We start from the raw sequence: 14,213 nt of genomic DNA on the forward strand, positions 1-14,213 counted from the left end.
TTTACCTAATGCGTTCTTGCCACATGCCGGCATGGGCTGACAGGTGCCGCTCATCAAGCGTGAGCAGGTTGCGGTTTTCCACTACGGGCTTGCCGCGGACCCACACGTGCGTGACGTGTTCGCGTCCTGCAGCATAGACCAGATGCGAAATCACATCATAACATGGCAAGGTTTCCAGTCCGCCAAGTCTGACGGCGACAATATCCGCCTCCTTGCCCGGCTCAAGCGATCCCAGCCGTTCTTCCTTGCCCAATGCACGTGCCCCGTTGAGCGTTGCCATGCGCAGCGCCTGATGCGCCGGCAGGGCGTCCGCCTGTCCGCTGGTTCCTTTTGCGAGCAGGGCGGCGAGGCGCATTTCCTGGAACAGGTCGAGGCGGTTGTTGCTAGCGGCGCTATCGCTGCCGATACCGACGTTGATGCCATGAGCCAGCATGGCTGTAACCGGTGCGATACCGCTCGCCAGTTTGAGGTTCGAAGTGGGGCAGTGCGCGATATGGCAGCCTTGCTGGGCGAGGACGGCCATTTCATCCGGCTTCAGATGCACGGCATGCACCGCGATCAGGTTGGGGCCCAGTAATCCCAAATTTTGCAGGCGCTGCAACGGCCTGAGCTGATGCTGCTCCAGACCTTGCTGGATTTCGTCCTGCGTTTCCTGCAGATGGATGTGAATGGGCAGGTCGAGTTGCTCGGCATAAGTGAGTATTTTGCCGAAGGTTTTGTCGTTGACGGTGTAGGGTGCATGAGGCGCGAGCGTGAACGACAGCAATGGCTCCGCCGCAAAGCGGTCGCGCGTCTCCAGACCCTTGTGGAGGTAGGTGTCCGCGTCGCTCGCATAAGCGGTGGGATGGTCCATAACGATCATGCCGATGGCGGCGCGCATGCCTGATTCCAGAACCGCTTCGGCGACTGCATCCGGGAAGAAATACATGTCGTTGAAGCAGGTAATGCCGCCCTTCAGCATCTCGGCGCAGGCCAGCAGCGTGCCGTCGCGCACGAACTGGGAAGAGACGTGGCGTGCTTCGGCGGGCCAGATGTGATGCTTGAGCCACTCCATCAGCGGCAGGTCGTCGGCCAGGCCGCGCATCAGGTTCATTGCGGCATGGGTGTGGAGATTGATCAGGCCGGGGATGAGCGCGTGCTCACCCAGCGTGACGGTACGCTTCGCCTCAAAGCACTTATGGGCTTCGGGGGTCGGCAGAATGGCGACGATATGCTCCGCCGCGATGACCACACTGTGATGGTCGAGTACCTGCCGCGCCGGCTCTACGGGTATCACCCAGCGTGCATCAATTATCGTGTCGGCTTGTTGCATCGGTTTACCAGATGGGGTGCAAGAAAAAAGCCCCGCATAGTGCGGGGCTTTCGGTTACTAACTCAACTCGCTTATTGCTGGGTTGGTTTTTGTACTCTGACTTCAACCATTACGCGACGGTTTGGCTGCAGGCATTCCACCAGTTTCTTGTTCTTGCCGCTTTCCTTGCCTTTGATGTCGCTGCAGGCAACCACTGGCTCGGATTCGCCCTTGGCGGCGGTTTCGATGCGCTTGGCATCGATGCCCTGGCCGACCAGGTAGCTCTTCACCGCATCAGCGCGGCGTCCGGACAGTTTCTGGTTGTAGGCTTCCTTGCCGATGCGGTCTGCATGGCCGGTGACCAGCACCACTTCGACTTCAGGGTACTGCTTCATTTTTGCGACGACTTCTTCGTCCAGCTTCTTCTTGCCATCCGGGCGTACCACGGCCTTGTCGAAATCGAACAGGGTCTCGGCTTGCAGGGTGATTTTTGCAAATGCGGCTTTCTCCGGGCCCGACGCTACAGGAGCGGCGGGGGCGGCGGCAGGAGTTTCTTTCTTGACCAGGTCAGGGTCGCATTCGGCGATGGCCATGGCCGGAGTCCAGTAGCCGGTTCTCCAGCATTCGTTGTAGTTGTTCTTGACCACGTTGCCGCGGGTGTCGATCAAATAACCTTCTTTTTCCACAGAATGTGCGAACGCAGCGGTGGAAAAGGCCAGGCTCAGTGCCAGGCTGATGCTGATTTTGGTGAGTGTATTTTTCATTATTTACTCCTTGATAGAGACTGTTTTGGTGTGCGATGTTGTTGGGATTATTACCAATGCTTAATATTAATACACAAGCCGAAAAATAATTCAAGTTGCATGCTACAAGATCATTTCTTCTGAAATAGCGTAAACCATTCTGAATTGTCGCCTAAGCGCTGTCCCTCCCACAGGATACGCCAATTCTTACCGGGTGGTTCGAGGGACTGAGGTTGTCCCTGCACCAGCAACAGGCTGCAGTGGGGTTGGTATATCTCTTCTCTTTCGCTGATTATGCCATTGAAATAATACAGCATCGCGCGCTGCGGTTCACCCAGGCTTCTGCTGGCGAGGCAGTCATACTGCGCGGGCATGGCTTGGTGCAGGGAGGTGAACATGTCGCGATAGCTTTTGCCCGCATCCAGCCACGGTAGCCAGATCGTAGCCAGTAAACCCCATACCAGCGTGATGCCCAGTGCGGAATTGATGATCGCGCGCAGTGCGCCGCGCTCCATTCGCAACACGACAATCAGCCAGGCCAGGCTCAATACCATGGCAATGAGCAGTGCAGGCCAATTTAGATGCGTGACATAGCCGGGTTGGAGACGATCGAATTTACTGGCCAGTGCTGCAGGATGGCCGGTCAAGGTGGCATACCAGCCTGCCCACAGGACAATTGCGATCAGGCCGAAAGTCATTACGCTGAACCAGTCCAAAGCGTTGGCGGCTCCTCTGCGCAGAGTTTCCACCGCCGCCGCGCCCAGCACCGCGAGTGGTGGAAGCAGGGGTAGCGCATAGACATCGTGGCCTTCCGACGCAGCGCTCAGTACGCTTAATGTAACCAGAAACAAGGTGAGAGGCAGGGCAACATACTGCTTGCTCCAACCGCTCCATCTTTGTCGCCATAGAGTCCAAAGTGCCAGGGGGAGAGCCGGCCACGCGAACCATGGCAGCATGCGCAGGTAATAGGCGGATTCGTGCGTGTCGCTGAGATGGGCGGTGCCGTTAAAGCGCCCCAGGTTGTTGACCAGAAACCACTCGGAAAACAGTTGCGGGGAACGCTGATAAAGCAGGTATGGCCATATCGTCATCCAGGGCAGGACGACGATGAGGGCGATGAGCAGCGAGATCAAATACTGGCGGGTTCGCCAGGTCGGGGATGCCAGCGGCAACAGCAAGGCGGTGATGGCGATGGTGCCGGGCGCGAGCAGGCCCTTGGACATGAACCCGACGCCTGCGCCCATGCCGATAAATATTCCGCCAAGAACCAGCCGGCGCGGAGCAAGCGCGAGACCGTAGAACGCGGCGGTGAATCCGGCCAACAGGGCTGTATCGGTGATCAGCTGATGGGTGCGCACCAGAAGACCGAGGCAGGCGATCAGGATTAGAGCGGTCAGGCGCCCGTATCCTTTACCCCACAGTTCGCGCGCAGCCAGACCGCTGAACAGGAGCGTCAGGCCCATATAGAAACCGCTGGCGAGGCGTGCGCCGTCGTGGAGCGGCAGCCAGCCGGAGAAAAGGCGAGCGAATCCGGCTGCCGTCAGGTAATACAGTGGCGGCTTTTCCATAAAGGGTTCGCCGGCCAGCATCGGTACCACCCAGTCGTGTCCTTTCAGAATGGAATAAACCAGGCCGAAGCTATAGGCTTCGTCAGGCTTCCACGGGTCGTGGCCGATCAGGCTGAAAAGTACCCACGCCGAGCAGACGAGGATGACCCAGCCTAAATGGATGGCGGGCGGCTGCCCGAACGATGGTCGCGAGAAAGGTGTAAATGGCATAGGGGGCGAAAGTGTGACAACAAAAAAGGCAGCCTGAGCTGCCTTTTTTCCTGCATTTCGATCGTGTTTACTTCATGCCGTACTTTTGGCGGAACTTCTCGACCCGGCCTGCTGTATCGACAATCTTCTGTTTGCCGGTATAGAAGGGGTGGCACTGTGAGCACACTTCAACGTGCAAGTCCTTGGACATCGTGGAACGTGTCTTGAAGGAAGAACCGCAGCTGCAGTTCACGGTGATTTCGTTGTAGTTGGGGTGAATTTCCGGTTTCATGATTCAAATCCTTGCCTGTTGCCCAATTTAGAGCATCGATTGTTTGAGCGTTTCGAGGTATTGATTGCCGCGAAAAATGGCGCAATTATCCACCATGGAACGTCGTTTGGCAAGCGCTTTGTGGATAAATGAAGTGCGTCCGGCAGGGCGGATCAAATCAGTCCCTTGTTCGTCAGTTCGCTTTTCAGGTAAGCGTAGTAAATCGGCGCAGCGACCACGCCCATGACGCCGAATGCCGCTTCCATGGTCAGCATGGCGAGCAGGAGTTCCCAGGCGTGGGCGCGGATCTGGGTGCCGACGATGCGGGCGTTGAGAAAATATTCCAGCTTGTGGATCACGATCAGGAACAGCAGGGAAGCCATGGCGATTTCGAGAGACTGCCCCAGGCTGACGATAACGATGATGGAATTGGAAATCAGGTTGCCGATAACCGGCAGCAGGCCGGCGAGAAAGGTCACGACGATAAGTGTCTTGGTGAGCGGCAGATGGACGCCGGACAGGGGCAGAATCACACCCAGGTAGATCCAGGTAAAGAAGGCGTTGAGCGCTGCGATCCTGACCTGGGCGAAGACGATGCGGCGGAATGCGTCGGCGAGCAGCCTCACGCGCTCCGCAAGGGCGCCCGCGAGGGGGCGATACTGATGGCTTGCAGTGACTTCGCGCAGCGAAACCATGGCGCCGATGATCAGGCCGATCAGCACATGGACCAGGGTGCGCCCCATTTCCTTGCCCACCGTCTGTACCTCGCTGGCATGGGTGCGCAACAGTTCCACCGTGCCGGTCTGGATGCCTTCCGCGCTGGTAGGCAACTTCTCTACCAGCCAGGCGGGTAGCATGGCGCGAGACCCTTCGATGATGGCCGCCATTTTCTGCATCAACGCCGGAAGATTGCTGGCATCGCTGTGAAAGAAAGCCATCAGTCCCAGCGTGGCGAATGAGATCAAAGTCGCCATCAGTGCTGCCAGCAAGGCGACCGCGGCGATCTTGGCCGGTCTGCCGCCGAAACGGAGCAGGTTGATGCGCGCGGCGAGCATATGCACCAGTTCATACATCAACAGTCCGGCCAGAAGCGCGGGCAGGAGGTGCGTATATACCACCGTGACGAGCAGAAACGCCGCGATCAGCCAGGCGGCGATTTCGATATGGCGGGGGTTGAATTCACCAGTGTACTGTTTCACGCTAAATGGCACTTTCAGAGCCCTCCCAAAAGTGGCGTGGCAAGGCGTGGCGCGCCGGCAATGGCTGCTCCCTTGCCAAGCGCCGCAACGCAGTCAGGGCGATTTTGGGTGGGCTCCCTTCGGGCGCGACCCTGAGCGGTCATCTGCGGCGTTGCTCGTACTTGGAATAGAGTGACTATTCCGGCGCATGCGCGTCTTGCATATGACCGCTCAGGGTCGCGCTGAAAGTGCCATTTAGCGTGAAACAGTACACTAGCCATGGTCTTCCTTGTCGAGGGCTACGGTGATTTCATCCAGCACTTGCTGAGGCGTCAGCTTCACCAGGCAATTGAGGTGGCCGAGCGGACATTCGCGCTTGAAGCAGGGGCTGCAGGGCAGATGCAGGCTGACGATGTGCGCTTTTTGCGACAACGGCGGCGTGAAGCCCGGGCTGCTGGAGCCGTAAAGCGCGATGAGCGGTTTGTCGAGCGCTGCAGCGACGTGCATCAGGCCGGAGTCGTTGCTGACTACAATCGAGGCTGAGGCGAGCAGATCCACCGCCTCGTCGAGACTGGTCTTGCCGCACAAGTCGATACAGGCGCCGCCGCTCAGGCGCGCCGCTTCGGCGCCTGCTTCCGCGTCCTTGGCCGAGCCCACCAGCCAGACCTGGCAGCCCTGCTGGCGCAGCTTCTTTCCCAGTTCGGCGAAATGCTGCGGCGGCCAGCGCTTGGCCGGGCCGTATTCGGCGCCGACGCACAGGGCGGCGATATTGGCGCCTGCTGTCAGGCCGAGTTTGGTCAGCGTGGCCAGTCTGCGATGGTCGTCCACGGATAGCGCCGGCTGTGGCAGGGGAAGTCGCAGCGTTGAGTCGGGCGCGTCAGCCAGCGCCACGAAGCGTTCCACCATTAGCGGCAGTTTGTTCTTATCCAGCTTGCGCCGGTCGTTCAACAATCCCCAGCGCATCTCGCCGCGATAGCCGCTGCGCACGGGTATGCCGGCGAAAAAGGGCACCAGGGCGGATTTCCACGAATTGGGCAGCACGATGGTCTGGTCGTAGCCGCGCGCGCGCAGCGACTGCCCCAGGCGATAGCGGGCACCGAGCTTGAACTCGCCATGGCGAAACGGATTGGAGATGGCCTCGCGCACTTCCGGCATGCGCGACAGCAGGGGGATGGTCCAGTCCGGCGCCAATACGTCCAGTTCCAGGCCGGGGTGCAACTGATGCAGGCGTATGAACAGCGTTTGCGCCATGACCATGTCGCCCACCCAGGAGGGGGCGACGACAAGGATTCTGTATCGGGGCTGGGCCATGGAGCCGGAGTTTAACCGTGATGCGGCTCGCCCTACAAGCGGAGAAGGCTGGGTTGCAGCTCAAATATAATGGGTCGCCTCGTAAACGACACCGCTCAGCGCGAGCGCCATCAGGAAATAGATCCCGACAATGATGCTTTTTCTTGAAATGCAGGGTTGTGATTCTTGATCGGTCTTGCAGCATTTTTGAGTCATGGGATCATCCTTGAGGTAAGGTAATTGAGGACGTATTCAAGCAGATGAACGTGACGATTTGATGTTGCTCCGTGAATACTTTTTCCAGAGAGGCGCTGGAGACAATCGTCATCGCGAGGAGTGCAGCGATGAAGCCATCTGCGATATTGGTTGCTGAAATCGAGATTGCTTCGCTGCGCTCGCAAGCTGGCAGTGGGAAAGCCGACGCTAGGTGCGTTGGAGATGAATTCCTACCGGGATGCACTGTCGCCCGAATTGTCCGCTGAAGTGTTCGAAATGCCCGGCGATGAGCGTCCCACAGTGCGGGCAATGGCCGGTGTCGTCCAGGTGGTAGGCGTTGATCTGGTACCAGTCGCGCTCGATCAGCGCGGCCTTGCAGCTCGGACAGTAGGTGGTGTCGCCCGCCGGGTCGTGCACGTTGCCGGTGTAGACGTAATGCAGCCCGGCATCCATGGCGATCTTGCGCGCCCGGCCGAGAGTGGCGGAAGGCGTGGCAGGGGTGTCCATCATCTTGTAGTCGGGGTGGAATGCGGAAAAATGCAGCGGCACTTCCGGCCCGAGTTCCTTGGCGATCCACTGGGACAGGTTGGTGATCTCCTGGTCGGAATCGTTCTGGCCGGGGATGAGCAGGGTGGTGATTTCCAGCCAGCACTGCGTTTCGTGGTGAATGTAGCTGAGGGTGTCGAGTACCGGCTGCAGGTGGCCGGCGCATAACTTGAGGTAAAACTCGTCGGTGAAGCCTTTCAGGTCCACGTTGGCGGCATCCATCTTGGCGTAGAAATCGCGCCGCGCCGCGGGTTGAATGTAGCCGGCGGTCACCGCCACCGTCTTGAGTCCGCGGGCGTGGCTGGCATCCGCCGCGTCCATGGCGTATTCGGCGAAAATCACCGGGTCGTTGTAGGTGAAAGCCACGCTCTTGCAGCCGTAATGTTCCGCGGTGCGGGCGATTTCCTGCGGCGAAGCCTGGTCCATCAGGCGGTCCATGTCCTTGGCCTTGCTGATGTCCCAGTTCTGGCAGAACTTGCAGGCCAGGTTGCAGCCGGCGGTGCCGAAGGAAAACACGCTGCTGCCGGGGTAGAAATGGTTGAGCGGTTTCTTCTCGATCGGGTCGATGCAGAAGCCCGAAGAGCGCCCGTAAGTGGTCAGGATCATCTGGCCGCCGATGTTCTGGCGCACGAAGCACAGCCCGCGCTGGCCCTCGTGCAGCTTGCAGTCGCGCGGACACAGGTCGCACTGGATGCGCCCGTCTTCGAGCGCGTGCCAGTAGCGGCCAAGGTATTTGGATTCAGCATAGTTGGATTCGGCGGTTTTCATTTGAACTCGGACTCCTTCCATTTGCACACGGTATAACACGACAACTTCACCCCGTCGGCCCAGAAGTCCGGCGCGAGCCCGGCCTTGTACTTGAGATGGGCCATGAACTGCGCCGGGTCGGGCAGCGACTCCCACACCTGGGGCAAAAAAGTGCTGCGGCAGTGGCCGTACTCGAACACCACGCCGTCCACGTTGGGGCGCAACTGCGCCAGGGCGTCCTGCTCGCAGGTGAAACACATCGGCGCACATGGCGAGAGCAGGGAAACCTCGACTTGGGTGGTTTCCAGTTCCTCCGCGGTGAGCGGCGCAAAACGGGAATCGCGGAAAGCGGCGTTGAGGGCGTTGGCCTTGACGTCCTCCAGCAGGGTGCGATGCGCCTCCAGGCTGCCGATGCAGCCGCGCAGCTCGCCATCCTGGGTGAGGGTGACGAAGGTCGCGCCGGGTTCCTGCAGCCAGGGTGCGGATTCGTCCGCCCGCAGCGGCTTGCCCAGGGCGCTGGAAATGGCGGCGCGGGCGATCGCCAGCAGCACGGGGCCGCGCTCGTCAGTGCTCATGGCCACGGTTCTCGAAAAAGGCGAACGCGCCATATCCCACCACCCGGTCGCGGTCGCCCGCAGTATCGCCGGAATTGCGCAAGTCCAGCAGTTGCGCCGCGAGGCGGTGGTGCCGCGCCGCCAGCAACAGGCCGTTGACCGGCGTGCCGCCGCACGCCTGTTCGTGGCTGACGGGGGCGTCCAGCGCCAGGATGGCCTGGGCCGTGCCATGGTCCACCCGCTTGGCGACGTCATAGGGAAGGTAATGGGAAAGATCGGAGCTGATGACGATGACGGTTTCCTCGCCACCCCACAGGCGTTCCAGTACTTGCGCCACTTCCTGCGGCGTGGCGTCGCCCACTGCCAGCGGCACCAGGCTGAAGTCGTCGAGAACCTGCTGCAAAAACGGCAACTGGACTTCGAGCGAGTGTTCCCAGGCGTGGGCGGGCGGACTGTCCACCACTTGCGGCAGGTCGGCGATCGAATCCATGGCTTGTCTGTCCAGCGGTACGATGCCGAGCGGCGTTTCGAAGCTGTCGACACTGCCGGGCAGGGCGAGGCCGCGCACTGCCACGCGATGCACCGGTCCGAGCAGGACCACGCGGCGGATGGTGGCGCGGGCCGGAATCAGTTGCGCATAGGCGCTGGCGGCGATGGGGCCGGAATAGATATAGCCGGCGTGGGGTACAATCAGCGCCTTGGGCGGGGTGGTGCGCGCGCCGGATGGATGAGCTTGCGCCGCAGCCAGCATGGCTTTCACATCGTGCATCAGAACGCCGCTTTCACCGGGGTAAAATGCGCCGGCGACAGCGGCGGGACGGATTTGATTCATGATGCCCCCTATCTTTTGGATAAACGGGATAGCTTGGCGATAAAATGGGGATGGTTGGAGTTCTCAATCATACCCCTCCCAGCATTCGTATCAATTGATTAACGCCATTTGTACGCAGGTTCATGACATGCCTAATTTCTATGGTTTGATTCCCGCTGCCGGCTGGGGTTCCCGCATGGGCGCGCCGACGCCGAAGCAGTATCTCGAAGTGCTGGGACGGCCGCTGATTTACTACGCCATTGCCCGCCTGTGCGGCTGCAAGAATATCGAGCGGGTGTACGTGGTGCTGGCGCCGGACGACGAACGCTGGGGGCAATACGACTGGGAAGCCTTCGCGCCGACCCTGGTGCCGCTGTTTTGCGGCGGGGCGGAACGTTTCGAGAGCGTGCGCAACGGGCTCAAGGCGATCCGCGACGACGTGGCCGCCGACGACTGGGTGCTGGTGCACGACGCCGCCCGCCCTTGCCTGAGCGACGAAGCGCTGGGGCGCCTGATCGCCGAGGGCGGCGCCGACCCGGTAGGCGGCCTGCTCGCCGTGCCGGTGGCGGACACGCTCAAGCGTGCCGATGCGGAACAGCGGGTCGCCCACACCGAGCCGCGCGCCGGCCTGTGGCAAGCGCAGACGCCGCAGATGTTCCGTCATGGCGCCCTGCTCGAAGCGCTGTCGCTGCCCGGCAGCCACGTTCCCACCGACGAAGCGCAGGCGATGGAGCTGCTCGGGCTGAAACCCAGGCTGGTGCAGGGGGACAGCCGCAACTTCAAGGTCACTTACGCGCAGGATCTGGAAATCGCATCATTGTTGCTGCAACAGGAGGAATCATGAGAGTCGGTCAAGGTCTGGACGTGCATGCTCTGGTAGAGGGGCGCAAGCTGATTATCGGCGGGGTCGACATCCCCTATCACCTCGGCTTGGCCGGGCATTCCGACGCGGACGTGCTGTTGCACGCCATCTGCGACGCCTTGCTGGGCGCTGCCGGGCTGGGCGACATCGGGCGCCATTTCCCGGATACCGACCCCCAGTTCAAGGGCATCGATAGCCGCCATTTGCTGCGCGAGACCATGCGCCTGGTGGCGCTCAAGGGTTTCCATGCGGTGAACGTGGACGCCACCATCATCGCCCAGGCGCCCAGGATGGCGCCCCATATCCCGCAGATGGAGGCCAACATCGCCGCCGACCTGAATGTGGCTGGCGATTGCGTCAACGTCAAGGCGACCACCACGGAGAAACTGGGCTTTGCCGGGCGCGGCGAGGGCATTGCGGCGCAGGCCATTTGCCTGCTGCGCGAGGTGTGAAGGCCGTGAGGGGTGAGGGGTGAGGGGTGAGGGGTGAGGGGCAGGCGCGGCTGTTTTTCGCCTTGTGGCCGGACGCCGCGGTGTGCGGCGCGCTAGACCAGGCGGGCCGCAAGCTGCGCGATGCGTGCGGCGGGCGGCAGATGCGGTGCAACAACATCCACCTCACGCTGGTGTTTCTCGGCAACGTGGAAATCACCAGGATCGACGCCTTGCGCGCGGTGGGAGATGGCGTTGCGCTGCCGCCTTTCGTCATGACCCTGAACCAGCTTGGCTGGTGGCGCCACAACCGGGTGGCCTGGGCTGCGCCGGACACAACGCCCGGGCCGTTGCTGGCGCTGGTGAATCAGTTGCAGGACGGGCTGCGCGTTGCTGCTTTCGCCTTTGATGACCGCCCCGTTTATGCACCTCATGTCACGCTGCTGCGCAATGCGCGCTGCGAAAAAGCGGAATGGCCGGCGTTTGAATCCCAGGAATGGGTCGCCAATGAGTTCGTGCTGGTGCGTTCGGTAACGCGGGAGGAAGGGGCGACCTATGAGGCTATAGGTCGCTGGTCTTTAGGTTGATAGGCGGTGTCAGAGGAAAATGACGTTTTCCAGGTGCCCGCACAATTCTTTTTCAGTGGCCTTGGTGTAGTCCTTTTCCACGCTTTCGCTCACCAGTTTGCTGACCTGGCCGCAGAGATTGCCTTTGAGCAATCCCATGAACGCCGGAGCGGCAACCAGTATGGCGCGCTGGTAAATATTGGCCGTTCGGCCTTGGTCCAGTTCTCGCGCGAGTTCCTGGGCGAAGCGCTCGGCTTCGTTGTGCTTGGGGTCGCAGGAAGGGACGAAAGAGCCGTGCCCATTGCCCGCGCCGGGGTTGTGTCCGGGGCGGTCGGCGACGAGATTGGAGGCTTTTTCCCGGCTTTCGGGGTGGAACAGTTCTTTCACCAACTGCATGCCTTTTTTCGCGCCATGGTTGGCGTAGAGGCGGGCGGTACTGGCGTTTGCGACAAGAATCCAGGTTGTGATCATGATGTACGACACTCCTGACTTGATTTTGATGATAGGAAAGACCGTGTCGGCGTTTTTTTGCGCACGGCAGAAACAGCCTAGCACTTTTTCGCTGCAGCTAAAATGAGTCAGATCAATTTTTCTGGCCGTCCAAAATCTCTTGCGCCAGTTCCCGCATGGCGGCTTCGCCCAGCTCCAGCGGCTGCAGCACCAGGCCTTGCGCATAGTGGGGATAGTGCTTGAGGGTGGAGCGGGTATAGGCGGGGTCGTAGTGCTGTTCCAGCAACTCGCCGACCAGCGTGTCCCATTCGCCGCGGAGCGCCATTTCCTGCCAGCGGCCGATGCGTTCCTTGCCGTGAAGTTCGGTGAGAAAACCGAGTTTCTGCCCCAGGGCGGCCGGGTCGGAAAGAAAGTGCTGATATTCCTCTTTCAATAGCACGACGCGTTGCGCCGTGGTGGCTTCGACGCGGATACATTGACCCTGCCACATGGCCTCGATGATTGTGTCCGGCACCCGCACGTTGCCGATTTTCTTGCTTTCCGCCTCGGCGTAGACCGGCAGGGCGGGGTCGAAGCTGTGCAGCTTGGCCCAGACCAGGCTTTCGAAGTATTTTTGCGACGGCTGAGGCACGTCGGGAATGTTGCCCAGCAATGAGCCGCGGTGATTGGCGAGATCTTCGAGGTCCAGCACCTGCGCGCCCGCTGCCTGCAGGGCCTGCAACAGGCGGCTTTTGCCTGAGCCGGTCGTGCCGCACACCACGCGCCACTGGAAGCGGGCGGGCAGCGTCGTCAGGTCCTCCAGCACCTGGCGACGGTAGGCCTTGTAGCCGCCGTCCATCTGGCCGACATGCCAGCCGATCTGCCCCAGCACGTGGGCCATTGAACCGCTGCGTTGGCCGCCGCGCCAGCAATAGACCAGGGGCTTCCAGCCCTTGGGTCGGGCGGCGAGGCCGCGCTCCAGGTGCAGGCCGATATTGCGCGACACCAGGGCAGCACCGGCTTTTTTGGCGTCGAAGGAGGAGACTTGCTTGTACATCGTGCCGATGCGAGCGCGCTCCTCGTCGTCCAGTACCGGGAAATTGAGCGCGCCGGGCACGTGGTCATCGGCGAATTCGGAGGGCGAGCGGACGTCGATGATGTCGTCAAACTCGGCCAACTGTGCTACGTTTACCACCTTCAACAATTTTCTTTTCCCGATTTATGAGCACAATCAAATTAACCGAATTCTCTCACGGCGGCGGTTGCGGCTGCAAAATTGCGCCAGCCATGCTGCATGAAATTCTGGCCAATATGCCGGGGCGCTTGATTCATCCCGACCTGATGGTCGGCACCGAGACCGGCGACGACGCGGCAGTGTACCGCCTCAACGACAACCAGGCCATCGTCGCCACTACCGATTTCTTCATGCCCATCGTGGACGACCCGGTGGATTTCGGCCGCATCGCGGCCACCAACGCATTGTCCGATATCTATGCCATGGGCGCGCAGCCCATCATGGCGCTGGCGATCGTGGGCATGCCTATCGGCAAGCTTTCCACGCAAGTCATCCACGACATCCTGGTGGGCGGGGAATCGGTCTGCGCTGCGGCGGGGATTCCCATCGCCGGCGGGCATTCCATCGATTCGCCGGAGCCGATCTACGGGCTGGTGGCGCTGGGTGTGGTACATCCCGACAAGGTGAAGCGCAACATCGGCGCCCAGGATGGCGATGTGCTGATCCTGGGCAAAGGCTTGGGCATCGGCATCATGAGCGCTGCGCTCAAGAAGGGCGAGTTGTCGCAGGAAGGCTACCGCCAGATGCTGGAGAGCACCACCCAGCTCAATACGCCCGGATCGGTGCTGGCCCACATGCACGGCGTTCATGCGCTGACCGACGTGACCGGCTTCGCCTTGCTGGGGCATCTGCTGGAGATTTGCCGCGGCTCGCAGATGGGCGCGGAGCTCGAATTCGATGAATTGCCGATTTTACCGGCGGCGCTGGACCTGGCCAAAAAAGGCTATGCGCCGGGCGCGTCGGGGCGCAACTGGGCGAGCTACGGCCACGAAGTGGATTTGCCCGAAGGCATGGCGGAATGGCAAAAAAACCTGCTGTGCGACCCGCAAACCAGCGGGGGGCTGATGGTGGCGTGCGCGCCGGAGGTTGTCGATGATGTGCTGGACCTGTTCCGCCAGCAGGGATTCGGCTATGCCCGCGAAATCGGACGCATGGTGGCGGGAGATGCCAGGGTGAAGGTGATCTGAGTTTTATGCCTGCTGGCGCGGCCTGTCCGCGGCCCGCTGGTCGTCGCGCCGGATGCGGTGGTGGCGTCGCTCGGGGCCGCTGTAGCTGCCTCCTGATTGCTTGCGGCGGTCTTCCCTGAGTCGCCGTTCCAGCGGGATGAATTCGACTTCGTAAGTGGGGAGGGTAATGCGGCTGTTCATGGCAACCTCCAGGCTGTTGTTTTGAGCATAACGCATTAATTGGAAAACTGAAATTAATATTCGTTCATGATTTCCATGTAAC

16 protein-coding genes are annotated in these 14,213 nt (G+C 60.8%); 4 read left to right on the forward strand and 12 right to left on the reverse strand.

Annotated elements, in window-relative coordinates; genetic code table 11:
• Nucleotide 1: 1 nt before the first annotated feature.
• The 9 genes from SKTS_RS03975 to amrB form a co-directional block, all read right to left on the reverse strand.
• Nucleotides 2–1,312, reverse strand: coding sequence for a TRZ/ATZ family hydrolase (locus SKTS_RS03975; RefSeq protein WP_173060663.1), 1,311 nt, complete (start codon nt 1,310–1,312; stop codon nt 2–4).
• A 71-nt stretch (nt 1,313–1,383) separates the two neighbouring features.
• The gene (locus SKTS_RS03980; RefSeq protein WP_173060666.1) at nt 1,384–2,055 is read right to left on the reverse strand and encodes an OmpA family protein; all 672 of its coding nucleotides are present in this window, start codon (nt 2,053–2,055) and stop codon (nt 1,384–1,386) included.
• Nucleotides 2,056–2,165: 110 nt separating this feature from the next.
• Nucleotides 2,166–3,812, reverse strand: a complete 1,647-nt coding sequence (locus SKTS_RS03985) for an ArnT family glycosyltransferase (protein ID WP_173060669.1) — start codon at nt 3,810–3,812, stop codon at nt 2,166–2,168.
• Between the two features lie 67 nt (nt 3,813–3,879).
• The gene (gene rpmE / locus SKTS_RS03990; protein WP_173060672.1) at nt 3,880–4,083 is read right to left on the reverse strand and encodes a 50S ribosomal protein L31; all 204 of its coding nucleotides are present in this window, start codon (nt 4,081–4,083) and stop codon (nt 3,880–3,882) included.
• A 152-nt stretch (nt 4,084–4,235) separates the two neighbouring features.
• Nucleotides 4,236–5,261 carry an AI-2E family transporter gene (locus SKTS_RS03995; protein WP_198420418.1) on the reverse strand — a complete coding sequence of 342 codons (1,026 nt, stop codon included), beginning with the start codon at nt 5,259–5,261 and terminating at the stop codon, nt 4,236–4,238.
• A 252-nt stretch (nt 5,262–5,513) separates the two neighbouring features.
• Entirely contained in the window at nt 5,514–6,551 is a 1,038-nt protein-coding gene (waaF, locus tag SKTS_RS04000; RefSeq protein WP_173060675.1) for a lipopolysaccharide heptosyltransferase II, read from the reverse strand.
• Between the two features lie 402 nt (nt 6,552–6,953).
• Nucleotides 6,954–8,060 (reverse strand): AmmeMemoRadiSam system radical SAM enzyme, encoded by a 1,107-nt coding sequence (gene amrS / locus SKTS_RS04005; RefSeq protein ID WP_173060678.1) that lies wholly within the window; start codon nt 8,058–8,060, stop codon nt 6,954–6,956.
• On the reverse strand, nt 8,057–8,614 hold the full coding sequence (gene amrA, locus SKTS_RS18925; protein ID WP_173060681.1) for an AmmeMemoRadiSam system protein A: 558 nt from the start codon (nt 8,612–8,614) through the stop codon (nt 8,057–8,059). Before amrA ends, amrS begins: the two co-directional genes overlap by 4 nt.
• Nucleotides 8,604–9,425: an AmmeMemoRadiSam system protein B gene (amrB, locus tag SKTS_RS18930; RefSeq protein ID WP_173060684.1), complete on the reverse strand. Its 822-nt coding sequence runs from the start codon at nt 9,423–9,425 to the stop codon at nt 8,604–8,606. Before amrB ends, amrA begins: the two co-directional genes overlap by 11 nt.
• A 127-nt stretch (nt 9,426–9,552) precedes the next feature.
• Between amrB and ispD the strand changes: the two genes are divergently transcribed.
• From ispD to thpR, 3 genes are read left to right on the forward strand one after another with little or no spacing between them, the layout of a single operon-like run.
• A complete protein-coding gene (gene ispD / locus SKTS_RS04020; protein WP_173060687.1) occupies nt 9,553–10,248 on the forward strand; it encodes a 2-C-methyl-D-erythritol 4-phosphate cytidylyltransferase in 696 nt (231 codons plus the stop codon).
• Nucleotides 10,245–10,718, forward strand: coding sequence for a 2-C-methyl-D-erythritol 2,4-cyclodiphosphate synthase (ispF, locus tag SKTS_RS04025; RefSeq protein ID WP_173060690.1), 474 nt, complete (start codon nt 10,245–10,247; stop codon nt 10,716–10,718). Before ispD ends, ispF begins: the two co-directional genes overlap by 4 nt.
• Nucleotides 10,719–10,744: 26 nt before the next feature.
• Nucleotides 10,745–11,281, forward strand: coding sequence for an RNA 2',3'-cyclic phosphodiesterase (gene thpR / locus SKTS_RS04030; protein WP_173060693.1), 537 nt, complete (start codon nt 10,745–10,747; stop codon nt 11,279–11,281).
• A 9-nt stretch (nt 11,282–11,290) separates the two neighbouring features.
• On the opposite strand, the gene SKTS_RS04035 is transcribed toward thpR, so the two are convergent.
• Both SKTS_RS04035 and mnmH read right to left on the reverse strand, forming a co-directional pair.
• On the reverse strand, nt 11,291–11,731 hold the full coding sequence (locus tag SKTS_RS04035) for a host attachment protein (RefSeq protein WP_173060696.1): 441 nt from the start codon (nt 11,729–11,731) through the stop codon (nt 11,291–11,293).
• A 112-nt stretch (nt 11,732–11,843) separates the two neighbouring features.
• Nucleotides 11,844–12,884 carry a tRNA 2-selenouridine(34) synthase MnmH gene (mnmH, locus tag SKTS_RS04040; RefSeq protein ID WP_173068903.1) on the reverse strand — a complete coding sequence of 347 codons (1,041 nt, stop codon included), beginning with the start codon at nt 12,882–12,884 and terminating at the stop codon, nt 11,844–11,846.
• A 26-nt stretch (nt 12,885–12,910) separates the two neighbouring features.
• Here mnmH and selD point away from each other — a divergent pair, with 26 nt between their 5' ends.
• Nucleotides 12,911–13,951 carry a selenide, water dikinase SelD gene (gene selD / locus SKTS_RS04045; RefSeq protein WP_173060699.1) on the forward strand — a complete coding sequence of 347 codons (1,041 nt, stop codon included), beginning with the start codon at nt 12,911–12,913 and terminating at the stop codon, nt 13,949–13,951.
• A gap of 3 nt (nt 13,952–13,954) precedes the next feature.
• On the opposite strand, the gene SKTS_RS04050 is transcribed toward selD, so the two are convergent.
• The gene (locus SKTS_RS04050) at nt 13,955–14,131 is read right to left on the reverse strand and encodes a hypothetical protein (RefSeq protein WP_173060702.1); all 177 of its coding nucleotides are present in this window, start codon (nt 14,129–14,131) and stop codon (nt 13,955–13,957) included.
• Between the last annotated feature and the right edge of the window lie 82 nt (nt 14,132–14,213).

The organism is Sulfurimicrobium lacus (genome assembly GCF_011764585.1).
Lineage (GTDB): Bacteria > Pseudomonadota > Gammaproteobacteria > Burkholderiales > Sulfuricellaceae > Sulfurimicrobium > Sulfurimicrobium lacus.